This window comes from Streptomyces sp. NPDC048295, assembly GCF_040652135.1.
GTDB lineage: Bacteria > Actinomycetota > Actinomycetes > Streptomycetales > Streptomycetaceae > Streptomyces.
In genome coordinates this window covers 84,091-109,148 of sequence record NZ_JBEZLL010000024.1, presented here as the reverse complement: position 1 = coordinate 109,148, position 25,058 = coordinate 84,091, and the positions used below count along the sequence as shown (strand labels likewise).

Genomic DNA, 25,058 nt, shown 5'->3' with positions numbered 1-25,058 from the left:
CTCCCGGAACCCCTGGCCCGCGGGGGGATACGGTGAACGGCGGAGCGCGGCACGTCAGGGGCCGCGCGGGTCGGGGCAGAAGGCCGGAGCGCCGGGAAGGATCGTCATCGATGGACGGGTCCGCGGCGGCCTCGGTGGGCGGGTTCTTCGCGCTGCGGACCACCGCGCCGCCCGGCGGGACGCACCGCCCGCTGGCGCGGCTGTACGAGGGGGAGCAGGCACCGCTCACGGACCGGATCGACACCGTCGCCGCCCGGCTGGACACCTCCGAGCGGCGGGTGGCCGCCTCCGTCGCGCACCTGGGGCTGGCCTCGCGCCTCTGGTCGGTCGCCCTCGGACCGGCGGTCCTGACCGGCAGCTTCCCCGTCCTCTCGCCCGCCGTCCTCCACTGGGACCCGCGGCCCCCGGCCCCCGACGAACTCTGGCTGGACGGCACCGGGTCGCTGCCCGGAACCGCCTGCCGGATCAGGGAAGCCGTCCAGTACGGCCACCTCGTGCCCCTCGCCGAGGCGGTCCACCGGGACGGCCCCCTGTCCGACCGGCTGCTGTGGGGCAACGCGGGATCCGCGCTGGCGGGAGCGGTGCGCCAACTCGTCGCCTGGGCGCGGACGCACCACCGCCCCGACGTGGCCGCGCGGGCCCGCGCACTGGCCGCCGAACTCTTCGACGACCCCGACCTCCGGCACACCGGAGCCCCGCACGACACGGCGTTCCGCCGGCGCAGCTGCTGTCTGTACTACCGCACACCGGCCGGCGGCCTCTGCGGTGACTGCGTCTTCGAGAGCGTCTGACACACCGTCGTCCCACCGGACAGCGGGCGCACCCGACCCTCCCTTTGTCATGCACCTGGACACCGGCTCGGGTGTCGTGCTGTCATGCCAACTGCCGTTCCTTCCAACGTTGTACATCCTGCTGCAACGAGCCGCCACCCTTCCTCAGCTAGGAGGATCCGTGCGCATCAGAAAGAACCTGGTACTGCTTCTCGCCGCAGTTCTCGGCGCCGCCGGTCTGACCGCCGTGCCCACCGCGTCCGCCGCCCCCGACCCCGCCGGCTCCGGCGAAGTGCGGGGTCTGAAGGGCGAGTACTACACCCAGTCCGCCCCCGGTGCCTTCGACTTCGGGCAGCTCAGGGCGACCGGATTCGACCCCGCCATCGACTTCCCGACGCTGGAGCCGCGGCTGGCCTCGGCCACCGGGCAGAGCGACGACGTCAGCATCCGGTGGACCGGGAAGATCGTGCCGGAGAAGACCGGCGCCCATGTCTTCTCGATGATCGGCGACAACGGCTTCCGGCTCTGGATCGACGGGAAGCCGGTCATCGACCACTGGGTCGACGACTGGGAGAAGGAACAGACCTCGCAGCCGGTCGAGTTGACCGCGGGCAGGGCCTACGACCTCAAGGTGGAGTTCTTCGAGCACCAGGGAGGATCCAACCTCCACCTGAAGTGGACCGAACCCGGCGGCAGCAAGGTCCCGGTGCCGCAGTCCGCCTTCCGGCTGCCCGACGGCTTCGCGTACGACGGGGCCATCGCCGCCACCGTCCTCGCCGACGGCCGCACCCTCAAACTGGACTTCGCGCAGAAGCTCGCGCCCCTGCCCGCCGGGCTGGTGAACCACCTCGACGCGGTCATCGGCGGCGCCGAGTGGCCGCTGGGTGCCGCCGAGGCCGACCCGTCCGACCCGCGCAGCCTCACCGTCGCCCTCAAGGAACCCGTGGTCGGCAACAAGGCCGGGGACGCCAAGGGGCTCGCCGATGTCCGGTACGACGGCGCGGGAGCGCTGGCCGGGGAGGACGGGAAGGCTGTCGGGGCCTTCTGGTCCGGCGGGCCGAACCGCTCCACGTACGAGCTCCGGACCGAGTGGGCCGACGAGGTCGGGCCGCGCAACGCGCTGCCCGAGTACCCGCGGCCCCAGCTGACCCGGGACAACTGGCAGAACCTCAACGGCACCTGGGAGTTCGCCGCGGCGAAGGCGGGGGAGCGGCCCCCGGTCGGCAGGAAGCTCGGTGAGAAGATCCTCGTCCCGTATCCGGTCGAGTCGCAGCTCTCCGGGATCGAGCGGCACGAGGACCGGATGTGGTACCGCCGCACCTTCACCGTCCCCAAGGGCTGGAAAGTGGGGTCGGGCAAGCGGCTCCGGTTGAACTTCGGCGCCGTCGACTGGCAGTCGCAGGTGTACGTCAACGGCAGGCGGGTCGCCGAACACAAGGGCGGCTACGACAAGTTCAGCGCCGACATCACCGACGCGCTGAAGCCCGGCCGCACCCAGGAGCTGATCGTCGGCGTCCACGACCCGACCGATTCCGCGGACGGCGAGAACCCGCCGATGGGCAAGCAGCGTCTCGACCCGAGCGGCATCTGGTACACCCCGTCGTCCGGGATCTGGCAGACGGTGTGGATGGAACCGGTCGCCGCCGACCACGCCGACTCGCTGAGGATCACCCCCGACGTCCCGGGCGAGAAGGTCACCGTCGAGGTGCGCGGGGTGCGGGACGGGGTGCCCGTCACGGCGACCGCGTACGACGGGAGGCGCAAGGTCGCACAGGTCACGGGACGCACCGGTGCCGCGCTGGACCTGCCCGTGCCGGACCCGCACCTGTGGTCCGCGGACGACCCGCATCTCTACCGGCTGGAGCTCACCGTCGGATCCGACCGGGTCGGGAGCTACTTCGGGATGAGGTCGATCGCCGTCGAGAAGGTGAACGGCACCCCGCGCACCGTCCTCAACGGCGAGCCGGTCTTCCTGATGGCCACCCTCGACCAGGGATTCTGGCCCGACGGGCTGCACACCGCACCCACCGACGAGGCCCTCGCGTACGACCTGCGGATGCACAAGGCGATGGGGTTCAACTCCGTTCGCAAGCACATCAAGGTCGAGCCCGACCGCTGGTTCTACTGGGCGGACCGGCTGGGCCTGCTGGTCTGGCAGGACATGCCCGCGATGAACACCGTCGATCCGTCCGCCGCCGCCCGGGCCGAATACGAGCGGGAGATGAAGGAGATGATCGACGAACACTCCGGTCACCCGTCCGTCGTCATGTGGGTCACCTTCAACGAGGGCTGGGGCCAGTACGACCAGGCCCGCATCGCCGACCAGGCCAAGTCCTGGGACCCGACCCGGCCGGTGAACAACATGAGCGGGCTCAACTGCTGCGGCGCGGTGGACGGCGGCAACGGCGACATCGCCGACGCGCACGGCTATCCGAGCCCCGCGCTGCCCCGGCCCGACGGGCGGCGGGCCCTGGTCAGCGGCGAGTACGGGGGGCTCGGCCTGGCCGTACCCGGGCACGCCTGGGCCGTGCAGCAGTCGTACATCGCGGTCGACCCGGCCACCTACACCGACGACTACCTGGCCAGGCTCGACGAGGTGCGCAAGCTCGCCTGCCAGGGCAGCAACGGCGCCGTCTACACCCAGATCTCCGACGTCGAGGGGGAGTTGAACGGGCTCCTCACCTACGACCGGCGGGTCGTCAAGCCCGATGTCGAGCGGATCAGGAAGGCGCAGGAGGCGCTGGTCCGCGACGCCTCGCAGCCGGTCGTGGCGGGGTGTCCCGCCGCCTGACCCATGACAGTGCCGCGGCCCGTCCCGTCCGCCCGGGACGGGCCGCGGCGTTCGTGTCCGACCTCTTGACGCCCCTCACCGGGGAATCAAGAATGATCGCGCTCTGACAACGTTGTCCAAGGAGGAGTTCCCCATGCACCGGACCCCACGGCCGCGGCTCCGCGCCCCGGCGGCCGCACTCGCCGCCGTCGCGCTCCTCGGCGGCTTCCTCACCACCGGGGCCACGGCCCAGGCCGCGCCCCGTACCGACGGACAACTGACCGATCTGGTCAACCCGTTCATCGGCACCCAGAACGAGGGCAACACCTACCCCGGCGCCTCCGTGCCGTTCGGCATGGTGCAGTTCTCCCCGGACACCGGCCACAACACCGGCTACGACTACGGCGAGAACCACATCCGGGGCTTCTCCACCGTCCATCTCTCCGGCGTCGGCTGCGGGCTCGGCGGCGATCTGCCGGCCCTGCCCACCACCGGCGACATCACGGAGACCGACTACGCCGATTACGCCGCGGAGTTCAGTCACGACGACGAGCAGGCGAGCCCCGGCTACTACCGGGTCGGGCTGAAGACCGGGATCGACGCCGAGCTCACCGCGAGCCCCCGTACCGGTGTGCAGCGCTACACCTTCCCCGCCACGGACAAGGCCAACGTCCTGCTCAACGCCGGCCAGTCGCTGCACCGGACGCTCTCGTCCGAGGTGGAGATCCTCGACAGCCGGACGGTACGGACCGCGATCACCGGCAGCGGCTTCTGCCAGGACACCAAGCCGTACACCCTCTACACGGTGACCCGCTTCGACCGGCCGTTCACCACCTCCGGCACCTGGAACGGCGACACCGTCACCGAGGGCACCAGGAAGTCCTCCGCCGCCGGCGCCCGCAACGGAGCCTGGCTGCGCTTCGACACCACGAAGGACCGCACCGTCGAGGCCACCACCGCCCTGAGCTACGTCGATGCCGAGGGCGCCGCGCTCAACCTCCGTACCGAGGGCGGCCGCAGCTTCGACCGCGTCGAGCACGCCGCCCGGCAGGCCTGGGAGAAACGGCTCGAAGGCGTACGGGCACAGGGCGGCAGCGAGCAGCTCCGCCGCACCTTCTACTCCTCCCTCTACCGGTCCTTCCTCGCCCCCAACATCGGCAGCGACGCCGACGGCCGCTACACCGGATGGGACCAGAAGACGCACCGCGCCGTCGCCGCCGACGGAGCCTTCACCTACTACCAGAACTGGTCGCTCTGGGACACCTACCGCACCCAGGCCCAGCTCCTCTCCCTCCTCGCCCCGCGCGAGTCCCGCGACATGGCGCTCTCGGTCCTGCGCATCGACGCCGAGAGCGGCTGGCTCCCCAAGTGGGGCTACGGCACGGTCGAGACGAACATCATGACCGGCGACCCGGTCACCCCCTTCCTCACCAACGCCTACCAGCAGGGGCTGCTCAAGGGGCACGAGGAGGAGGCGTACCGCGCCCTGAAGAAGAACGCCGACGGGGTGCCGCCCGCCGACTCCGCACCCGTGGGCCGCGAGGCCAACGTCCAGTACCTGAGGGACGGGTTCGCCCCGTACATCAAGGGCCGGCAGCACGCCAAGCCCGGCGACTCGGACTACGACCACGGCGCCTCCGCCACCCTGGAGTACGCGCTGTCCGACGCGATGCTCGGCGAGATGGCCCGCGACCTCGGCCACGAGGCCGACGCAGAGCGGTACGCGGAACGAGCCCAGAACTACCGGAAGATCTTCGACCCCTCGACCGGCTTCTTCCGCGCCCGCGACACCGCCGGAGCCTTCACCGGCCCCGCCGACCCGGCCGGGAGCGAAGGCTTCCACGAGGGCACCTCCTGGCAGTACCAGTGGCTCGTCCCGCAGGACCTGCCCGGCATGGTCGGGCTGATCGGCGGGAAGGACGCCGCCAACCGGCGGCTCGACTCCTTCTTCGCCTACGACAAGCTGCTCGCCGACCCCGCGAGGACCGCCCGTGAGGTCTGGGTGAACGGCCCGTACGCGTACTACAACGCCGACAAGTACAACCCGCAGAACGAGCCCGACCTGATCGCCCCGTACACCTATCTCTCCACCGGCCGGCCCTGGCAGACCACCGATGTGGTGCACGCGGCCCTGACCCTGTTCACCGACACCCCGACCGGCATGACCGGCAACGACGACCTCGGCACCATGTCCGCCTGGATGGTGCTGTCCGCCATCGGCGTCTTCCCGGTGCAGCCCGGCACCGACACCTGGGGCCTGTCCACGCCCGCCTTCGAGCGCGTCGACCTCAGGCTCGACCGCCGCTACTACCCGCGCGGATCGTTCACGGTCAGCGCACCCGGCACCTCCGCCGGCGACCGCTACATCCGGTCGGCCCGCCTCGACGGCACGGCACGTACGCGCACCTATCTGACCACCGACGACATCCGCTCGGCCCGCTCGCTCTCCTTCACGGTCGGCAGTGAGCCCTCGTCCTGGGGCACCGCCACCGCGGACGCCCCGCCCGCACTGGGCTGACCGTGGTCGTGGGGCGGGCGGCGTCCCGCCCGCCCCACAGCTCAGCTGCTCAGTTCGAACTCGGCCCGGATGCGCTTGCCCACCGGCACGCGCTCGGCGGTCAGCCGGTCGCACAGCGCCACCACGATCTCCATGCCGTGGCCGCCGGGGCGCGTCGGGTCGGGGGAGTAGAACAGCGGCAGCGCGGTGCTGGAGTCGTACACCGTGACGCTGACGCGCTCCGCGGTGCCCTCCAGCTCCAGCAGATACGGGCCCTGGCTGTAGCGGTCGGCATTGGTGACCAGCTCGCTCACCGCCAGGAGGAGATCGCTGCGGGTGTGCTCACCGAAGACCGCGAGCCACTCGGCGGCCAGCCGGACCAGGAAGCGGTCGGCCAGCGCCCGGGCCTGCGCGATGCAGCCGGGTTCGCCGTCGAACACCTCGGCGCTGTGCAGAACCTCCGTGGGCCGGTCCGGGCAGGGGCGTCCGGCCGGCCGCGAGGTGACCTGTTCGTTCATGTGCTCCAGCCAGGGCGACGCAGGGGTGTTCTGTGACAGCTTCTCGGTGTCCGCCTACCCGCGACGAACGGTCCCACTCCGGCAAGAACCCGGCAGTTCTCAGCCATGGCCGGGCCGCCCGGCCATGGTGTCCGTGACGAGCGGTTCCGCCGCGGCGCGCGAGGGCACGCCGGGGGTGACCGGCAGCGTGAAACGGATGCGGGTGCCTTCGGCGGTCTCCTCGTCCAGCCAGATCCGGCCGCCGTGGAACTCCACGATCTTCCGGCACAGGGCCAGACCGATGCCCGTTCCCTCGTACTCGTCCCTGCCGTGCAGGCGCTGGAAGATGACGAACACCTTCTGCGCGGACTCCGGCGCGATGCCGATGCCGTTGTCCGCCACCAGGAAGTGCCAGTCCTCGCCGTCCCGTACGCAGCCGACGGAGATCCGGCACGGTACGCCGGGGCGGCGGAACTTCACCGCGTTGCCGATCAGGTTCTGCCAGACCATGGAGAGCGCCGTGGCGTCCCCGGTCACCTCCGGCAGCGGGCCCTCCCGTACGACCGTGGCGCCGGACTCCTCGACGACCAGCGCGAGATCGGCCAGCGCACGGTCCAGGGTCCGGTCGAGAGCGACCGGCTTCCACTTGTCGTGCACCCGGCCCACACGGGAGAAGGTGAGCAGATCGTCGATCAGCACCTGCATCCGGTCGGCGCCGTCCACCGCGTAGTCGATGTACTGCCGGGCCCGGTCGTCGAGCGAGGCCGCGGCCCGCTTCTCCAGCAGCCGGCAGAACGAGGCGACCTTGCGCAGCGGCTCCTGGAGATCGTGCGAGGCGACATAGGCGAACTGCTCCAGCTCCGCGTTGGAGCGGCGCAGCTCCTGTGCCTGCTCCGCCAGCAGCTTCTCGCGTTCCCGGGAATCGGCGAGCTCCTCGACGATACGGCGGCGCATGTCCTCGACGGCCGCAGCCACCGCGCGCACGTCCGAGGGGCCGGCGATCTCGATCCGGCTGTCGAACGCCCCCGAACGGACCGTGTCGGAGGCGGCGGTCAGCCGGTTCAGCGGGCGTCCCACCGTCCGGTGCAGCAGCAGTCCCAGCGAGACCACGGTCAGCAGAAAGCCCACGACCAGCGCGATGAGCACCTGGTCCCGGGTGGTGCGGGCGGTGCCCAGATCGGCGCGGGCCCGGTCGCGGGCCACGTCGAGATGGGCCTGCTGGGCCGTGTACAGCCGCCGCAGCGTGTCGAACTCGTCCTTGCTCTGCCGGATGGGCACGGAGGACTCGGAGGCCGGGCCGTCCCGGCGGACCGCGGCGACCAGCGGCTCGGCGTGCCGGCCCCGCCACTCCCTCGCGGCTTCGGCGATCCGGTCGAGATCGTCGGCGAAGGGCTGCTCGTCCCCGACCAGCGCCCGCACCCGGGCCAGCCGCAGGCTCTCGTCCCGCATCCCCTGCTCGTACGGGCGCAGGAAGGTCGTATCACCGGTGAGCGCGAAACCGCGGACCCCGGTCTCCTGTTCCAGCAGTGCGTTCTGCAGCTGGAACGACGACGAGCGGGCGGGCTGGATACGGTCCACCAGCTCGGTGGTGCGGTCGGATATCCGGGACAGCACGAGGCCGCCGACGACCGATCCGGCGCAGACGATCAGCACGAAGACGGCCAGGATCAGATGCACCCGGTGCTGGACCGACAGGCGCGAGGCAGGGCCGCTCGCGTCACGGCCGCTCATCGCCCGCTGCTCCGTCCCCAGCCCAGGTGGAGCACGGCGACATCGTCCGCGAGGCCGCCGTACGGGGACGCCGCCCCCGCGGCCCCGTCGACCAGGGCGTCGACGAAGGCACGGGCCGCCAGTGAACCGTGCCGGCGGGCCATCGCCAGCAGCCCCTCCTCGCCCAGCCGGGAACCCGGCCCGGAGCGCCCCTCGAAGAGACCGTCGGTGAACAGGACGGCCCGGCCGTCCCCGGGCAGCGACAGCTCCGAGACGCTCCACCGCGCCGTCCCCGTCCCCGGCACCAGACCCAGCGCCATCCCGGGCTCGGGCTCCTCCCAGCTCACCCGGGCACCACTGCGCAGCAGCAGCCCGGGGTGCCCGGCCCGTACCACCCGCACCCGGCGCCGGTCCGGAGCGAAGGCCAGCGAGGTGACGGTGGCGAAGACATGCGGGTCGGAGCGCTCGGCGACCAGGATCTCCTCCAGCAGCCGGACCTGTTCGAGCTGGCCGGTCGCGCACAGCACCGCCGTACGCCAGGCCACCCGCAGACAGACCCCCAGCGCCGCCTCCGCGGCCCCGTGCCCCGACACATCGCCGATCACCGCGTGCACCGTGCCGTCGGACGTCTGCACCACGTCGTAGAAGTCCCCGCTGAGCAGGGCGTGCGCCCGGCCCGGCTCGTACCGCGCGACCGCTTCGAAGGAGTCGTCGTGCAACAGCGGCACGGGCAGCAGACCGCGTTCCAGGCGGGCGTTCTCCTGAGCCATCAGCCGGTTGGCGCGCAGCGCCGCCGCCGCCCGCTCGACCTGCTTGCGCTGGAGGGCGTACCGCACCGAGCGGCCCAGCGCCTCCGGATCGAGCCGGCCCTTGACGAGATAGTCCTGGGCGCCGGTGGCCACGGCCGACAGCCCCGTATCGGCCTCGGCCCGGCCGGTCAGCACCACGATGGCCGCGTCCGGTGCCGACTCGACGATCTGGGTGACCGCGTCGAGACCGAACACATCGGGCAGATGCAGATCGAGCAGTACGCAGCACGGTGTCCGGCTGCCGGCCAGGAACCGGCGGGCCTCCGTCAGTGTCTTGCACCAGGTCAGCGCGGAGTCCAGCTCGCTGTCCGCGAGCATCTCCTCGACCAGGAGCGCATCGCCCGCGTCGTCCTCGACCAGCAGGATCACGGCGTCGACGTCCCACACCGAACCGGTGCCGGCCGGGGCAGGACCCGGCTGCACGGGGATGGCGTCCGAACGCGCGGGTTTCGCCGGAGAGCCGCCCGCGGGGAGCCCGGTCACACTGCACCCCCTCGTACGTACGGCACGGCACACCCCGGCCGTATGGCAGCGAAGCATATGTGACCGGCCCGTGGAGGAGACGTCGGGACGGGGCGGCCGGAGGCCGTTCGCACCCGCACCGCACGCGCGCGAAGTCACGCGAACGGAGCAGCATCAGGTGCATGGCAGACTTGATCGGGGCGTTCGGCCCGGCAGGAACAGGTACGGCGGTCGGCGCCACGAGAGACGGATGACAGAGGAACGGCAATGACGGTGACAGAGGACAGCCCGGAGCTCGCTCCCGGAACTGAGGAGTTCGGTCCCGGTATCGACCCGGAGCGGCTGGCCGTCTGCCTGAGCGTGCTCGACGAACTCGACACCATCGAGGTCGACCACCCCCACGCCATCGCCGTGCGCCGTGCCACGGCCGGGATCTACCGGACGGTGAAGCAGCGCCGTCGCCAGGAGCGCCGCGCCGCCAAGACCGCGCACGACAAGGCGGTCACCGAGGCCACCGCGACCGGCTCGGCCGACCGGATCGACGACGAGACCCAGGGGGTCCTGCCGTCGTCGTCCGCCCGCGCCGAGATCGCGGGAGTGCTCCAGCGGCCCCGGTCCTGCTACATCTGCAAGACCAGGTACGTGGAGGTGGACGCGTTCTACCACCAGCTCTGCCAGTCGTGCGCGAAGGAGAACCGCGCGCGCCGCGACGCGCGGACCGACCTCACCGGGCGGCGCGCGCTGCTGACCGGCGGCCGGGCGAAGATCGGCATGTACATCGCGCTGCGGCTGCTGCGCGACGGGGCGCACACCACCATCACCACCCGCTTCCCCAACGACGCGATCCGCCGCTTCAAGGCGATGCCGGACAGCGACGAGTGGATCCACCGGCTGAAGATCGTCGGCATCGATCTGCGCGACCCCGCCCAGGTCGTCGCGCTCGCCGACTCGGTCGCCGCCGAGGGCCCGCTGGACATCCTGATCAACAACGCGGCGCAGACGGTGCGCCGCTCCGCGAACGCGTACAGCGAACTCGTCAACGCCGAGTCCGCGCCGCTCCCGGCGGGCGAGCTGCCCGCCGCCGAGGTCATCGGCACCTTCGGCAGCGGCACCGTCGACCGGGTCGCGGCCCTGCCGGCCGCCCGCAAGGAAGGCCTGAGCGCGCAGGACGTCACCGAGCTCGCCCTGGTCACCGGCTCCGCCTCGCTGGAGCGGATCGCCGCCGGGACGGCGATCGACGCGGGCGGACTGGTGCCCGACCTGCACGACACCAACAGCTGGATCCAGACGGTCGAGGAGGTCGAGCCGATCGAGCTGCTGGAAGTCCAGCTCTGCAACTCCACCGCCCCGTTCATCCTGATCAGCCGGCTCCGCCCGGCGATGGCGGCGACGGCAGCCGAGCGCGCCTACGTGGTCAACGTCTCCGCGATGGAGGGTGTGTTCAGCCGCGGCTACAAGGGCGCGGGCCACCCGCACACGAACATGGCCAAGGCCGCCCTGAACATGCTCACCCGCACCAGCGCCCAGGAGATGTTCGAGAAGGACGGCATCCTGATGACCGCCGTCGACACGGGCTGGATCACCGACGAGCGCCCGCACCCCGACAAGATCCGCCTCGCCGAGGAGGGCTTCCACGCCCCGCTCGACCTGGTCGACGGAGCCGCCCGGGTCTACGACCCGATCGTGCGCGGCGAGGACGGCGAGGATCTCTACGGCTGCTTCCTCAAGGACTACGCACCCGCCAACTGGTAGTCGTCCGCCGATGCGGCGTGCGTGAGCCGCCGTGGGCCCGGCCGGGAGTCGCTCCCGACCGGGCCTTTCCCGTATCCGGTGGCTGAAAGTGACCTAGAGCACACGTTCCATCGAGCGCGGAAGCGCTCATTTGGTTACCCTGATGTGAACGGACGTAATCGAGGAGTCCACAAACCTTCCTCGACCGTCCTGGGACAGGCTTTCAACCAAGTCGCCGTCCCGCCCCGTACCCGGCGCCACCGCGACCGAACTGTTCTTGCCCCCTGCCCCGCCACGGGCGGCCGACTCCCGGTAGTGAGCCCGGAGCATCGGCGATGCCCGGGGCTACATGACACAAAGGAGTGCGCGGTGACGACACCGGAAATGACGAAGCACGAGAAGCGACCGGCCGAACGGCACGGAGAGCGGACCCGCAGGCCCGAGAAGCTCCGGAACATCGAGGTCTGGGCCCGGTCCGCGCCGATCCGGCTGGCCGGCTACGAGGACGACCTCGCCGAGCCGCACATCCTGCCGAGCATCGACTGACTTCGCTTCGTACCCCGGCACCAACACCCGAGCTCCGGCCCGCATCGCGCGGTCCGGAGCTCGGCTCGTTGTGGCGTGTGCCGTTCACAGGGCCGCCCGCGCCACGGCCGCCCCGGCGAACGAAAGACCGACGCCCGCACCGACGGTGAGCACCAGATATCCGGCCGCCATGGCCAGCCGGCGGGCCGACGTCAGGGTCAGCAGCTCGTACGAGAACGTCGACCAGGTCGACAGCGCGCCGCAGAAACCGGTGGCGAGCAGAAGCTGGATCCGGGTCCCCAGATCCCCGTCGGTCACCGCCTCGGAGAGGAAGCCGAGGAACAGCGCGGCCCCCGCGTTGGCCGCGAAGGTGCCCCACGGAAAGGCGGTGTGGAGACGGAACTTCGCATCCACACCGAGCAGATAGCGAAGCGGAGCACCGACCAGTCCGCCGGCCAGGACCAGCAGCCAGTCGGTCATCGGACGCCGTCCCGGTCCGCGTAGCCGCGCCCCAGGGCCAGATGCGTGGCGAAGGCGCCCGCCGTCACGGCGGCCAGGGCCGCCACGACCGTCAGCAGCAGACAGCCGACCGCGTATCCGGGCAGGCCGTTCTCGAAGAGCTGTCGCACATTGTCCGTGTAGTGGGAGAACGTGGTGAACCCGCCGAGCACCCCGGTGCCCAGCAGCGGGCTGATCAGCCGGGGCGCTCCGGGAAAGCGCAGCTTCATGGTGACCATCAGGATCCCCATGAGGAAGCAGCCCACGGTGTTGACCAGCAGAATCGTCCAGGGGAACGCCGAAGGGCCGGTCGGCCAGAGACGCTCGGCGCCGTAGCGGGCCATGGCCCCCGCGGCGCCGCCGATCGCGACGGCCACCACGACGGCCGGCTGTGCCCCGGGGTGGTGATCGGGGTGGGTGTGGTGGTGCAGTCGCATCCTGGGGGACATCCGGCGAACCTAGCCAGCCGAACCGCGCACGCACGTCCAGCGCGCGGAAAGGCTCACTTACGGACTCGAACGGCGCAGTGGAACACCGCAGGACGAGAAGTGCCGCGCGGCATATGCGTTGATGGCGGTGAGCCACTTCCGGCCCCTCCGCTCCGCGTGGAGAGTGCCCTTTCCCCGCCGAGCCGCTGGAGCCTCCCTTGCCCATCGCCGAGCCGGCAGTCGTCCGGAAACTCGAAGGCCGGCAGCCGACGGCCTTCCTCGTCGCCTCGGTGCGCGGAGTCGGGCAGGTGGACCTCCAGTCGTGCATCTGGACCGGTGCGTTCATCCTCGCCGGACTGTGGGCGGCGGGCTGGCGGATCGGACTCTTCGCCACCCTGGGCACCGCCGTCTCGACCCTGACCGCCTACGTGCTCGGTGTCGACCGGTCGGGCATCGCGCTGGGCCTCCACGGGTACTCCGGCTGTCTCACCGGCATCGCACTGGTCACCTCGCTCGGGCACCACCCCGCGACGTATGTGCTCGCCGTCATCGGCTCGATCATGTGCACCGTACTGACGATGACACTGACGACCCTGCTCAAGCCCTACGGACTGACCGCGCTCACCGCACCGTTCTGCCTGGTCTCCGGAGTCATGGTGCTCGGGGCGCCGTCCTTCGGGCGGATCTGGCACGGAGCGCCGAAGGCCGTGTCCAGCACCACCAGCGGTGACACCGCGATCTCCTGGGACGCACTGTGGCACGCCTTCTTCACCAATGTCTCGCAGATCTTCCTCGTGGACGCGTGGTACGTCGGGCTCATCATGCTCGTCGGCCTGGCCTTCGCCGGGGTGCGCGTGGTGCTGTACGCGGCGGCCGGCTCCGTCGTCGGAATCGTCGCCGCCTGGGCGCTCGGCGCCCCCACGTCACTGATCGCCGACGGGATCTACGGATACAACGCCGTGCTCGTCGCCATCGCCGTCGGCGCGGTCTTCCTCACCGCAACGGTGTGGAACGGGGCGTACGCGCTCTTCGGCGCCGCGGCCTCCACCGGCCTGACCGCCTCACTGACCTCGTTCTTCAAACCGTTCGGCGGCCACACCTTCACCTGGCCGTTCATCCTCGTGACCTGGGCACTCATGGCGGCCGTCCCCCTGCTGCCCCGCTTCCGCAGGAGCGGCTGACGACGCCCGGACCCGGACCCATCCCCGCCCCTCCCCGTATCCCAGAGGAAGGTACTGACGATGAACCTCGCACCTCGCGAGATCGACAAACTGCTGGTGTACGTCGTGGCCGATCTGGCCCGCAAACGCCGGGACCGCGGCCTCAAGCTCAACTACAGCGAGTCCGTGGCGCTGATCAGCGAGGCGATCCTGGAAGCCGCACGCGACGGCAGGAGCGTCGCCGACTGCATGGAACTCGGCCGTCACGTCGTCGGCGAGGACGACACGATGCCGGGCGTACGGGAAATGCTCGGACTGCTCCAGATCGAGGCATCCTTCGTGGACGGCACCAAACTGGTGTCCTGCCACGACCCCATCGGCGGCTGAACCGGTGTCCGACCCCTGCCGGGTGATCGCCGTGTGCGGCCACGAGGCCGCGTACGGAGAGGCATTGCGCGGCCTCGTGGCCCCCGGGGTGACCGTCGTGGCGAACGGCCGCGAACTGTTCCGTGCCGTTGCCGCGCCGAGCCGCCGGGGCGAGGAGAGCTGCGTCGTCCCGATGACGCTCGGCCGCGACCCGGAACTCGTCGCGGACACCGCCCGCACCCTGCGCGCACTGTCCGCCGCCGACCGTGCCCGGGTCGTGCTGGCCGAGCCGTTCGGCACCTCCCAGCATCTGATCGCCTGGCTGCGCGCGGCGGCCGGCCGTGCCCCGGACACCGCCGCGCTGCTGGTCACCGCCCCGGCCGGCGACCCGTTCGAGGACGCCGAGCTGTACCGGGTCGCCTGCCTGGTCCGCCGCTACGGCAGCCACGACCTGGTGGAGGTCGCGTTCACCGGGGGCGACCCCGACCCCGCCGAAGGCGTCCGGCGCTGCACCCTGCTCGGCGCGCGGCACGTGGTGCTGCTCCCGGCGGCGTTCGCCCAGCCGCGGGTACCCGACGTACCCGGTGCGCGCGTGGAGCACGCCGGTCCGCTGATCGCTCCGGCGGCGCTGGCCCGGGTGCTCGCCGAGCGCGTGGCCGATGCCCGGCGGCACCGGGGCGAGCGCGGTGACGACGGCATCGCGGCCGGACTGACCGCGGCCGACAACCACGGCCACTCCCACACCCACCCACCGGGCACAGCACACCACCACGGTCACGGACATCCGCACCCGCACCGGCACACCCATGGACATGGTGCGGGCCAAGTCATCAGGAGCACCGCATGACGACCCGTCAGAGGTACATCTACGGCAAGGAACCGATCGAGATCAACGCCGGTCGCCGCACGGTGAAACTCACCGTGCACAACACCGGGGACCGCGCGGTCCAGGTCGGCTCGCACTACCACTTCTTCGAGGTCAACTCGGCGCTGTCGTTCGACCGCCAGCAGGCGCTCGGCATGCACCTGAACATCGCCGCCGGTACATCGGTGCGCATCGAGCCCGGCGGCACACGCGACGTGGAGCTGTGCGCGTACGCCGGAACCGGCCGGCTCGTCGGCTTCAGCGGGCTGCTCAACGGCAGCCTCGCCTCGCACCCGGTCAAGGTCGAGGCCGTCCGCAGGGCGATCGAGCTGGGATTCCAGGGGACGCGGGAAGACGCCGGCTCCGCAGCACCGAAGAAGAGCCCCGGGACCGGCAAGACCACCAAGGGCTCGAAGGACGCCAAGGACGCCAAGGACGCCAAGGACTCCAAGGACTCCAAGGACTCCAAGGGAAAGAAGAAGGGTTCGCGCTGATGCCCATCCTGCCGCGCAAGCAGTACACCGACATGTTCGGCCCGACGGTCGGCGACCGCTTCCACCTCGCCGACACCAACCTCGTCGTCGAGGTCGAGAAGGACTACAGCGAGGGCCTGTACGGCGACGAGGTCGTCTACGGCGGCGGCAAGACCATGCGCGACGGCATGGCGGCCGACCCGCAGGCCACCGCCGCCCAGGGTGCGCTCGACACCGTCATCACGAACGTCGTCGTCATCGACCCGATCGTCGGCGTCGTCAAGTGCGACATCGGCATCAAGGACGGATTCATCGCCGGGATCGGCAAGTCGGGCAATCCGCAGACGCAGAACAACGTCCACCCGGACCTGGTCATCGGGCCCGGCACCGAGGCCATCGCCGGTGAGCACCTCATCGCCACCGCGGGCGCCATCGACACCCATGTACACCTCATCTCGCCCCAGCAGGCCGAGCAGGCGCTCACCAACGGCATCACCACCCTCATCGGCGGCGGCACCGGCCCCTCCGACGGGACGAACGGCACCACCTGCACGCCCGGTCCGTACAACATCGCCCGGTTCCTCCAGGCAGCCGAGGCCATCCCCGTCAACCTGGGCATCATGGGCAAGGGCAACGGCAGCCTCCCGGAGGCGCTCGACGAGCAGATCGAGGCCGGGGCCTGCGCCCTGAAGGTCCACGAGGACTGGGGTGCGACCCCCGCCGTGATCGACAACGCGCTGAAGGTCGCGGACCGGCACGACGTCCAGGTCGCCATCCACACCGACAGCCTCAACGAGAGCGGCTTCTTCGAGGACACCCGATCGGCGATCGACGGCCGCACCATCCACACCTTCCACAGCGAGGGCGCGGGCGGCGGTCACGCCCCGGACATCCTGCGGGTGGCCGGCGAGCCGAACGTACTGCCGTCCTCCACCAACCCGACACTGCCGTACACCAAGAACTCGGTGGACGAGCTCCTCGACATGGTCATGGTCTGCCACCATCTCAGCCACGACATCCCCGAGGACGTGTCCTTCGCCGACAGCCGGGTCCGCGCCGAGACGATCGCCGCCGAGTCGGTGCTGCACGACCTCGGTGTGATCAGCATGTTCTCCTCCGACTCGCAGGCCATGGGCCGGGTCGGGGAGTCCGTCACCCGTGCCTTCCAGACCGCGCACCACTGCAAGGACAAGCTCGGCACGCTGGAGGGCGACTCCGCCCGCAACGACAACCAGCGGGTTCTCCGCTACCTCGCGAAGGTCACCATCAACCCGGCCGTGGCCACCGGGATCTCCGACCACGTGGGCTCGATCGAGAAGGGCAAGCTCGCCGACATCGTGCTCTGGCCCATCCACTCCTTCGGAGCCAAGCCGAAGATGGTGATCAAGGGCGGCATCATCTCCTGGGCGCAGATGGGCGACCCCAACGCCTCGCTGCCGACCCCGCAACCGGTGATCTACCGGCCGATGTTCGGGCAGTACGGCAAGGCCCTGCCGACGACCCACGTCACCTTCATGTCCCAGGCCGGCATCGCCGCCGGGGTACCGGCCGCACTGGGCCTGGAACGCACGGTGCTCCCGGTCAGCCGCACCCGGACCATCGGCAAGCACAACATGGTCCGCAACGACGCGCTGCCGGACATCAAGGTCGACCCGGAGACGTTCAAGGTCACGCTCAACGGCAAGGTCGCCACCATCGACCCGGCCGAGGAACTGCCCCTCAACCACCTGTTCTTCCTCGTCTAGGCCGATGTACCGCGACGAGAAGGGCGTCCTGGGCGAGGCCGACCGGGGGCCGGGCGCGGCCACCGCCGAGGCAGCGGCCCCCGAGCCCGCGCTCGGGCCGCTGCTGGTCGGCCTCCAGCTGACCGACTCGGCGTTCCCCAGCGGCTTCTACACGCTGTCGCACAGCCTGGAGGGGTTCGCCCAGGCCGGGGCGGTCGACCGGGAGAGCCTGCCGCTGCTGCTGGAGGATCTGCTGCTGCACGGGGTCGGTCCGGCCGACGCCACCGCGCTCGCGCTCGCCCACCGCGCGACCCGGGCGGGCGACGCGGCGGCCGTCGTCCGTATCGACCAGCACCTGTTCGCCACCAAGCTGGGGCGCGAGATGCGCCAGGCGGCCACCCGGACCGGCCGTCAGCTCCTCGACCTGGCCGCCGAGGTGTTCGACCGCCCGGAGATCACCGAGCACTTCGGCCGTGTCGTACGCCGTGAGTCCCCCGGGACCCAGGCGGTGGCCGCGGGCGTCATCCACGCGGCGACCGGCGTCCCGGTCCGTCAGGCGGTCGCCTCGGACCTGTTCGCGTTCTGCGCGAGCTTCGCGGGCGCCGCCCTGCGGCTGCGGCTCACCGACCACCGCGGGGCACAGGTCCTGCTGCGGGCCGCCGCACCCGTCATCGAGGCGGCCGCGGAGGCGGCGCTGCGTCGCGAACTCGCCGACGTCGGCGCCACCGTCTTCGCCTCGGACGTCATGTCGGGCCGTCATGAACGCGCCGAGGCGCGGCTGTTCGCCAGCTGATCCAGCCATCCCCCTCACGAGCCAGGGAGCATCATGGACGACAACGTACTGCGGGTCGGCATCGGCGGACCCGTCGGGTCCGGCAAGACCGCGCTCATCGAGGCGCTGGTCCCCGTGCTGATCGAGCGCGGCCACCGCCCCTCCGTCATCACCAACGACATCTACACGCAGGAGGACGCCCAGCACATCCGGCGCACCCTCGATGGAATCCTCGAACCGGAACGCGTCGTCGGCGTCGAGACGGGGGCCTGCCCGCACACCGCCGTGCGCGACGACCCCACGATGAACCTGGCGGCCGGTGCCGAGCTGCTGGAGCGCTTCCCCGACACCGACACGCTGCTCTACGAGTCCGGCGGCGACAACCTCACTCTCACCTTCAGCCCGGCCCTGGTCGACCTCTTCGTCTTCGTCCTGGACACCGCCGAGGGCGAGAAGATGCCCCGCAAGCGCGGCCCGGGCATCACCGACTCCGATCTGCTCGTCATCAACAAGATCGACATCGCCAAGTACGTCCGCACCGACATCGGCGTCATGGAGTCCGACGCCCACCGGGTCCGCGAGAACCGCCCGGTCGTCCTCACCGACTGCCTCACCGGCGTCGGGGTCGAGGACGTCATGGCCTTCCTCGAATCGCGCCGCAAGGCGCTGATCTGACATGCTCCCCACCCCGTCCGCGCACCCCGGCCCGTGGCCGTCCCGGCCGGACCGGCTCGCCCCCGAGTACTACACCGCGGTCCGCGTCCCCCCGGACGTGGCGGCGCTGGCCTCCGTGCCGGACACGCTGGCGCCGGGCTCCCCGGCCAAGGTCGGCATCCTCGACCTGGCCTTCGCGGTACGGGGTGGGCGCACCGAACTCGTCGAGCGCTATCAGAAGACCCCGCTGCAGATCATGCGGCCGCTGTGGATCGACCCGGCGATGCCCGGCATGAGTTACGTCTATCTGATGGCGACCGGCGGCGGCATCGCCCAGGCCGACCGCTACCGGATGGACTTCCGCTGCGGGCCCGGCACCGAAGTGCATCTGACCACCCAGGCGGCCACCAAGGTCTTCCGCATGGAGCACGACTACGCGAGCCAGCGCGTGCACCTCACGGTGGACGAGGGCGCCTACGCGGAGTACCTGCCGGACCCGCTGATCCCGTTCAGGGGCTCGCGGTTCTACCAGCGCACCGAGGTCACGGTCGCACCCGGCGCCACCGCGGTCGTCGGCGACACCCTGACCGCGGGGCGGCTCGCCCGCGGCGAGCGCCACGACTACCGGGTCCTCGCCACCGATCTGCACATCGCCCGGCCCGACGGCACCGTCCTCGCCATCGACACCCTGCGCCTGGCACCGGGCGCGGGGGCGCACGGCGACCGGGTCGTCGGCCCGGGGGTGTTCGCCGGACACGACCATGTCGCCTCGCTCTTCGTCGTCTCCGACCGCACCCCGGCCGGCGAGCTCGCCGACACCCTCCACGGGGCGCTGGCCGGACTCGGCGTCCTGTACGGGGTCAGCGTGCTGCCCCACGACTGCGGCGCCTGGGTCCGGCTCCTGGGCGACAGCCCGGTCGGGGTGGCCGCCGCGCACACCGCCGCCTGGGACGCCGTACGCCGGCTGCTCACCGGCCACCCGGCCCCCGATCCGCGCAAGCCCTGACGCACCATCGACCCCCCGTACCCCATTCCGCCCCCCACGACGAGGTATCCGCAGATGAACATCGCTCCCGCGCCGATGCCACCCGCGTACGACTCCGGTGACACCGCCTGGCTGCTCGCCTCCACCGCCATGGTGCTGCTGATGACGCCGGGACTGGCGTTCTTCTACGGCGGCATGGTGCGCACCCAGCACATCCTGATGATGATCAAGATGAGCTTCGCCGCGCTCGCCTTCGGCACGCTCGTCTGGTGGGTGATCGGCTACACGCTGGCCTTCGGCCCGGACGTCGGCGGCGCCGGACTCATCGGCAATCTCGACCATGTGTTCATGCGCGGCATCGAGCTGAACACGCTCACCGGTCACATTCCCACCTATGTCTACAGCACCTTCCAGATGGGCTTCGCGATCATCACGGTCGCGCTGGTCAGCGGATCGATCGCGGACCGCGCCACGATGAAGGGCTGGCTCGTCTTCGTCGTCCTGTGGCTGCTCGTCGTCTACATCCCCCTAGCCCACTGGGTGTTCGACCAGGACGGGTGGATCGTCAAGCATCTCGGTGCGCTGGACTTCGCCGGCGGTCTGCCGGTGGAGCTCAACTCAGGGGTCGCCGGGCTCGCCGTCGCTCTGGCGCTGCGGGCGCCGCGCGACTTCGCCCGCCGTGAGGAGCGGCCCAACAACATTCCGCTCGTGGTGATCGGTGTCGGGCTGTTGTGGTTCGGCTGGTTCGGCTTCAACTCCGGTTCGGCGCTCAGCGACCAGGGCACCGCGGCCGGGGCCTTCATCAACACCCAGCTCGGCGCCGCCGGCGCCATGATCACCTGGCCGCTGGTCGAGAAGTGGCGCACCGGCACGGTCACCACCATGGGCGTGGTCTCCTCCGCCGTCGCGGGCATGGTCGCCATCACTCCCGCCTGCGGTGAGATCAACACGCTCGGGGCGGTGGTCACGGGCCTCGTCGTCGGGGCGGTCTGCGCCTTCGCCGTCACGCTCAAGTACCGCTTCGGGGTCGACGACACGCTGGACGTGGTGGGCGTGCACGGCGTGGGCGGCCTGATCGGCCTGATCATGGTCGGTCTGTTCGCCACCGCACGGATCAGCGGCAAGAAGGGGCTCTTCTACGGCGGCGGCTGGGGGCTGCTGGGCAAACAGCTCGTCGCCATCCTCTCCGTGATGGCGTTCTCCTTCATCCTCACCTGGATCATCGCGAAGGTGGTCCATCTGGCCGTCGGCTTCCGCGCGCAGGACGAGTACGACAGTGTGCCCGGTACGGAACGGGAGCGCGCCTACGACTTCCAGACGGCCGAGCGCCTCGGCGCCCTGGTCTCCGGGAAGGCCGTGACCAGCGACGACGAACTCGTCCGGCAGATCACCAAGCTGCTGCGGGCCCGCGAGGAGGCCAAGTGACGTGCTCTGCCGTGGCCGGGCCCTGAGGGACCCGTGCCGGGCACGGCTCGGTCAGTCATCGGATGAGTAAGGGGGAACTGTTTCGTTCTGTCTGGAAGATTGCATTGACAGGTTCGCTCCGCGCTCCAATCATCGGACGTCATGACCGAACTTCCCAGACGCCATGTACTCGGAATGACGGCAGGGGCGGCAGTCGGCGCCGCCCTGCTCACCCCCGCCACCGCCGATGCGGCCCCGCACCCCCGGGCCGCCCCGCGCACCGGAGCAGGCACCGACGAGGGGGAGTGGGGCATCGTACCCGCCGCCGTGCCCGTGCCCCTCGACCAGTGGTTCGACAACGACGGCATCGACACCGCCGACGCCCGCGGCGGTGACTTCGACGGCTCCGGCTACACCTTCCCGGGCGAGGAACTCCCGGCCGGGGAACGGGAGATCGGCGGCACCGCCTTCCTCTTCCCCGGCTCCGCGGCGGGCGCCAAGAACAACGTCGTCGCCCTCGGCCAGCGCATCGGCCTGCCGCCCGGCCGCTATCTCTCCGGGCTCTTCCTCACCTCGTGCAGCTATGGCGACGCGTCCGGCAGGGCCACGGTCCACTACGCCGACGGCACCACGACGACCCCGCTGCTCGGCGGGCCCGACTGGTACGGCGGCAGCGGCGCCCTCACCGCCCCGTACCGCTACACGGCCGACGGCGCCAAGGATCCGCACCAGGTGTCCATCGCCGTCAGCGAGATCGCCTTCGACCCGGGCCGGGAGGCCGTCGCGCTCACCCTGCCCACCACCCGGCCCGCCGAGGCGGGCAAGCCGTCCCTGCACATCTTCGCGCTCTCGCTCCAGCCGGCCGCCCAGGGAAGGGCGTTGTCGCTGCGCGACGCCCACTCCACGACCTCGTTGCTGGACTCCGGCGCCCAGAGCGTCGAGGCCACCGTCGTGAACGCGGGCACGGTCGGCATCCTTGCCGCCGACGGTCTCACCCTCTCCGTGGACGTGCCGGGGGCCCGTACCGTCGAGCCCGCCCGGGTCAGCCGCCTCGCCCCCGGCGAGCAGGCCCGCGTCCGCATCGGCATCCGCAGCGGATCCGGCACCGCGCCCGGCACCGCCCGGGAAGGCGACGTTGTCGCGCGTGGACGCGGAGCGCGGGCGGCCACCGTCCGGCGCTCCCTCACCCTCGGTGTCCCCGACTACGCGCCGACGGACGACTCCCTTGCCACCCATCAGGCGCCGTACTGGTTCCAGGAGGCGAAGTTCGGGATCTTCATCCACTGGGGGGTCTACTCGGTGCCCGCCTGGGCGCCGGTCGGCACCCAGTACGCCGAGTGGTACTGGAGCCAGATGCAGGACCCCGACAACCCCACCTATGCCCACCACCGCGAGACCTACGGCGAGTCCTTCGCCTACGACGACTTCATCCCGCGGTTCCGCGCCGAACGCTTCGACCCACGCTCCTGGGTGGAGCTGTTCCGGGACGCCGGCGCCCAGTACCACGTCCTCACCTCGAAGCACCACGAGGGTTTCGCGCTCTGGGACACCAAGCTCTCGGACCGCAACTCGGTGAAGATGGGGCCCGGGCGCGACCTGGTCAAGGAGCTCTTCGACGCCTCGCGCCGCTACACCCCCGAACTCCACCCCGGGCTGTACTTCTCCATGCCCGAGTGGTTCAACCCCGACCACCCGTGGATGGGCCACGCACCGCGCAATCCCTACACCCTGGAGCCCGTCCCGTACACCGGCCACACGGCGGGGAAGGACTATGTCACCGAGTTCCAGGGCCCGCAGATGCTGGAGCTGATCCACCGGTACGGCCCCGAGATCCTCTGGTGCGACATCGGCGGCGACAACGACAGCCACCGGGTGCTGGCCGAGTACTTCAACCATGCCAAGAACCGGGCCCGCCCGGTCGAGGTCACCGTCAACAACCGCTCCGGGATCGGCCCGCACGACTTCACCACGCCCGAGTACACGACGTACGACCAGATCGTCACCGCCAAATGGGAGTCCAGCCGCGGCCTCGATCCGTACAGCTACGGCTACAACGCCCAGACGCCGGACGAGAAGTACATGACCGCCGAGGAGATCGTGCACTCGCTCGTCGACATCGTCTCCAAGAACGGCAACTTCCTGCTCGACATCGGGCCCAGGGCCGACGGCACGATCCCCGGCATCATGCAGCGCAGGCTGCGCGAGACGGGCCAGTGGCTGAAGACCAACGGGGAGGCGATCTACGACACCACCTACTGGTCACGGATGCCGCAGCTCGGCGAGGATCTGCGGTTCACGCTGCGGCCGAACCGGGCGTTCTACATCCATTCCCTGGTACGGCCGGGCGCGACCCTCACCGTCGAGGCACCGGTGCCGGTCCGTGGCGGCGACCGGATCACCCTGCTCGGTCACGACCGGCCGCTCAACTGGCGGGTCCGGGGCGGCTCGCTGGTGATCGACGTACCGGCGGCGGCCCGCAGCACCGGGCGGCACGCCTGGGTGTTCAAGATCGCCTGGTCGGACTGATCCAGGAGGGGCCGAGCGAGGCGGGGCGCATGAAGTCCCGCACATAGGTGCGGTGCCACCAGCGCCCGGTGGCCCGCAGTTCGCGCCAGGACGTGTACCGGTAGCGGTACACCCTGGCGCGGACGTGCGCGGGCGGAGCGTCGGGGAACGGGTTGTGACGCAGCAGCCGCAGAGTGTCCCGGTCGTTCTCCAGCAGCCGCTCCACGAACGGGCCGAACCAGGGGCGGGCGTACGCGGGGGACAGCGCCGCGAACCACATCAGCCAGTCCAGCCGCAGATGGTACGGGGCGAACTGGCGGGGCATCCGGCGCGGATCGCCCGGTTTGCCGCGGAAGCCGTACTCCCGCCAGACGGTGCCGTCGTGGAGCACCTCCTCGTCCGTGCCCTCGACCACCACCTCCAGCCGGACCCGGCTGATGCTGCCGAACGCGCCATAGGTGTTGACCAGGTGCAGCGGGTCGAACGAGCGGTTCATCACCTGGCGGCGGGAGACCAGATTGCGTGCCGGGCGGTAGCTGAGGAACACGACCAGCGCGGTCACCGCAAGGACGACGATCTCGTACCAGAGCGGCGGCGCGGACTGGGCGGGGGGCGCGGTGAACAGCGACCAGTCGACGGCGGACAGGGCCAGGGTGATCGTCAGCCAGTTCAGCCAGGCGAAGTTCCCCGAGAAGACCAGCCAGAGCTGGGTGACGATCATCAGCCCCGCGGCCGCGCTCGCCACCGGCTGCGGAGTGAACAGGAGCACCGGAACCAGCAGTTGGGTGACATGGTTGGCCGCCACCTCGGCCCGGTGCACGGGCTTCGGCAGCCGGTGGAAGAACCAGCTCAGCGGCCCCGGCATCGGCTGCGTCTCGTGGTGGAAGTACAGACACGTCAGCCTGCGCCAGCACTCGTCTCCGCGGATCTTGATCAGCCCCGCACCGAACTCGACCCGGAACAGCACCCAGCGCAGCAGCCACAGCACCAGGACCGGCGGAGCCGTGTGCGCGTTGCCGAGAAAGACGGCGAGGAATCCGGTCTCCAGCAGCAGCGATTCCCAGCCGAAGCCGTACCAGGTCTGGCCGACCTGGACGATCGACAGATACAGCGCCCAGGGCAGCGCCCAGAGCACCATCGCCGCCCAGAGCGGAAGGTACGAGTCCGCACCCGCGAGCAGGGCGACGGCGATCGCGCAGCCGCCCCAGGAGACCAGGGCGAAGAAGCGGTCGCTGTAGTGGAGCCGGAAGAGTCCGGGTGCGCTGCGCCAGTCCGTACGCCGCAGGAAGTCGGGTACGGGCAGCATGCCGCGCTCGCCGATCAGCGCCCGGAACTGGAGCGCGGCGGCGAGAAAGGCGACCAGGTACACAGCCGCGAGAGCCCGCTGGAAGACCAGCCGGCTGAGCCAGTACCCGTCTGCGGTGAACCACTCCATCGCTTCCAGTATCGGCCC

The 25,058-nt window shown here is 70.8% G+C and carries 21 protein-coding genes; 15 read left to right on the top strand and 6 right to left on the bottom strand.

What is annotated here, in order from left to right; genetic code table 11:
* Positions 1 to 110: 110 nt before the first annotated feature.
* The 3 genes from AB0D53_RS30165 (at position 111) to AB0D53_RS30155 (ending at position 6,058) form a co-directional block, all read left to right on the top strand.
* Positions 111 to 791 (top strand): (2Fe-2S)-binding protein, encoded by a 681-nt coding sequence (locus AB0D53_RS30165; protein ID WP_362452215.1) that lies wholly within the window; start codon positions 111 to 113, stop codon positions 789 to 791.
* A gap of 160 nt (positions 792 to 951) precedes the next feature.
* Positions 952 to 3,561: a PA14 domain-containing protein gene (locus AB0D53_RS30160; protein ID WP_362452214.1), complete on the top strand. Its 2,610-nt coding sequence runs from the start codon at positions 952 to 954 to the stop codon at positions 3,559 to 3,561.
* Between the two features lie 133 nt (positions 3,562 to 3,694).
* Positions 3,695 to 6,058 carry a GH92 family glycosyl hydrolase gene (locus tag AB0D53_RS30155; protein WP_362452213.1) on the top strand — a complete coding sequence of 788 codons (2,364 nt, stop codon included), beginning with the start codon at positions 3,695 to 3,697 and terminating at the stop codon, positions 6,056 to 6,058.
* A gap of 41 nt (positions 6,059 to 6,099) precedes the next feature.
* Here AB0D53_RS30155 and AB0D53_RS30150 read toward each other — a convergent pair whose 3' ends face one another.
* From AB0D53_RS30150 to AB0D53_RS30140, 3 genes are all read right to left on the bottom strand, one after another.
* The gene (locus AB0D53_RS30150) at positions 6,100 to 6,555 is read right to left on the bottom strand and encodes an ATP-binding protein (RefSeq protein ID WP_329818989.1); all 456 of its coding nucleotides are present in this window, start codon (positions 6,553 to 6,555) and stop codon (positions 6,100 to 6,102) included.
* A 99-nt stretch (positions 6,556 to 6,654) separates the two neighbouring features.
* On the bottom strand, positions 6,655 to 8,265 hold the full coding sequence (locus AB0D53_RS30145; protein WP_362452212.1) for an ATP-binding protein: 1,611 nt from the start codon (positions 8,263 to 8,265) through the stop codon (positions 6,655 to 6,657).
* Complete coding sequence (locus AB0D53_RS30140; RefSeq protein WP_362452268.1) at positions 8,262 to 9,482, bottom strand: fused response regulator/phosphatase; 1,221 nt, start codon at positions 9,480 to 9,482, stop codon at positions 8,262 to 8,264. Before AB0D53_RS30140 ends, AB0D53_RS30145 begins: the two co-directional genes overlap by 4 nt.
* Before the next feature lie 300 nt (positions 9,483 to 9,782).
* Between AB0D53_RS30140 and AB0D53_RS30135 the strand changes: the two genes are divergently transcribed.
* Together AB0D53_RS30135 and AB0D53_RS30130 are read left to right on the top strand one after the other, a co-directional pair.
* Positions 9,783 to 11,267 carry an SDR family NAD(P)-dependent oxidoreductase gene (locus AB0D53_RS30135; RefSeq protein ID WP_362452211.1) on the top strand — a complete coding sequence of 495 codons (1,485 nt, stop codon included), beginning with the start codon at positions 9,783 to 9,785 and terminating at the stop codon, positions 11,265 to 11,267.
* A gap of 348 nt (positions 11,268 to 11,615) precedes the next feature.
* Positions 11,616 to 11,792, top strand: coding sequence for a hypothetical protein (locus AB0D53_RS30130; protein WP_329819128.1), 177 nt, complete (start codon positions 11,616 to 11,618; stop codon positions 11,790 to 11,792).
* Between the two features lie 84 nt (positions 11,793 to 11,876).
* Here the strand turns inward: AB0D53_RS30130 and AB0D53_RS30125 are convergent, their stop codons facing one another.
* Positions 11,877 to 12,251, bottom strand: a complete 375-nt coding sequence (locus AB0D53_RS30125; protein ID WP_362452209.1) for a CrcB family protein — start codon at positions 12,249 to 12,251, stop codon at positions 11,877 to 11,879.
* Positions 12,248 to 12,718, bottom strand: a complete 471-nt coding sequence (locus tag AB0D53_RS30120) for a CrcB family protein (RefSeq protein ID WP_362452208.1) — start codon at positions 12,716 to 12,718, stop codon at positions 12,248 to 12,250. The genes AB0D53_RS30125 and AB0D53_RS30120 overlap by 4 nt, the downstream gene beginning before the upstream one ends.
* 197 nt (positions 12,719 to 12,915) lie before the next feature.
* On the opposite strand from AB0D53_RS30120, the gene AB0D53_RS30115 reads away from it, so the two are divergent.
* The 10 genes from AB0D53_RS30115 to AB0D53_RS30070 all read left to right on the top strand — a co-directional run bounded on the left by AB0D53_RS30115 (position 12,916) and on the right by AB0D53_RS30070 (position 23,626).
* Positions 12,916 to 13,878 (top strand): urea transporter, encoded by a 963-nt coding sequence (locus AB0D53_RS30115; RefSeq protein ID WP_362452206.1) that lies wholly within the window; start codon positions 12,916 to 12,918, stop codon positions 13,876 to 13,878.
* 60 nt (positions 13,879 to 13,938) lie between these two features.
* Positions 13,939 to 14,244 carry an urease subunit gamma gene (locus AB0D53_RS30110; protein ID WP_148838475.1) on the top strand — a complete coding sequence of 102 codons (306 nt, stop codon included), beginning with the start codon at positions 13,939 to 13,941 and terminating at the stop codon, positions 14,242 to 14,244.
* Between the two features lie 4 nt (positions 14,245 to 14,248).
* A complete protein-coding gene (locus tag AB0D53_RS30105; RefSeq protein WP_362452203.1) occupies positions 14,249 to 15,070 on the top strand; it encodes a cobalamin biosynthesis protein CbiX in 822 nt (273 codons plus the stop codon).
* Entirely contained in the window at positions 15,067 to 15,582 is a 516-nt protein-coding gene (locus tag AB0D53_RS30100) for an urease subunit beta (protein ID WP_362452202.1), read from the top strand. The genes AB0D53_RS30105 and AB0D53_RS30100 overlap by 4 nt, the downstream gene beginning before the upstream one ends.
* Entirely contained in the window at positions 15,582 to 17,306 is a 1,725-nt protein-coding gene (gene ureC, locus AB0D53_RS30095) for an urease subunit alpha (protein ID WP_362452201.1), read from the top strand. The genes AB0D53_RS30100 and ureC overlap by 1 nt, the downstream gene beginning before the upstream one ends.
* A gap of 4 nt (positions 17,307 to 17,310) precedes the next feature.
* The gene (locus AB0D53_RS30090; protein ID WP_362452200.1) at positions 17,311 to 18,078 is read left to right on the top strand and encodes an urease accessory UreF family protein; all 768 of its coding nucleotides are present in this window, start codon (positions 17,311 to 17,313) and stop codon (positions 18,076 to 18,078) included.
* Positions 18,079 to 18,111: 33 nt separating this feature from the next.
* Entirely contained in the window at positions 18,112 to 18,732 is a 621-nt protein-coding gene (gene ureG, locus AB0D53_RS30085; RefSeq protein ID WP_362452199.1) for an urease accessory protein UreG, read from the top strand.
* Position 18,733: 1 nt separating this feature from the next.
* Positions 18,734 to 19,717, top strand: a complete 984-nt coding sequence (locus tag AB0D53_RS30080; protein WP_362452198.1) for an urease accessory protein UreD — start codon at positions 18,734 to 18,736, stop codon at positions 19,715 to 19,717.
* Between the two features lie 54 nt (positions 19,718 to 19,771).
* Complete coding sequence (locus AB0D53_RS30075; protein WP_362452197.1) at positions 19,772 to 21,121, top strand: ammonium transporter; 1,350 nt, start codon at positions 19,772 to 19,774, stop codon at positions 21,119 to 21,121.
* A gap of 141 nt (positions 21,122 to 21,262) precedes the next feature.
* Positions 21,263 to 23,626, top strand: coding sequence for an alpha-L-fucosidase (locus AB0D53_RS30070; protein ID WP_362452196.1), 2,364 nt, complete (start codon positions 21,263 to 21,265; stop codon positions 23,624 to 23,626).
* Here AB0D53_RS30070 and AB0D53_RS30065 read toward each other — a convergent pair.
* The gene (locus tag AB0D53_RS30065) at positions 23,604 to 25,040 is read right to left on the bottom strand and encodes a lipase maturation factor family protein (RefSeq protein WP_362452195.1); all 1,437 of its coding nucleotides are present in this window, start codon (positions 25,038 to 25,040) and stop codon (positions 23,604 to 23,606) included. The genes AB0D53_RS30070 and AB0D53_RS30065 overlap by 23 nt on opposite strands.
* Positions 25,041 to 25,058 lie beyond the last annotated feature (18 nt).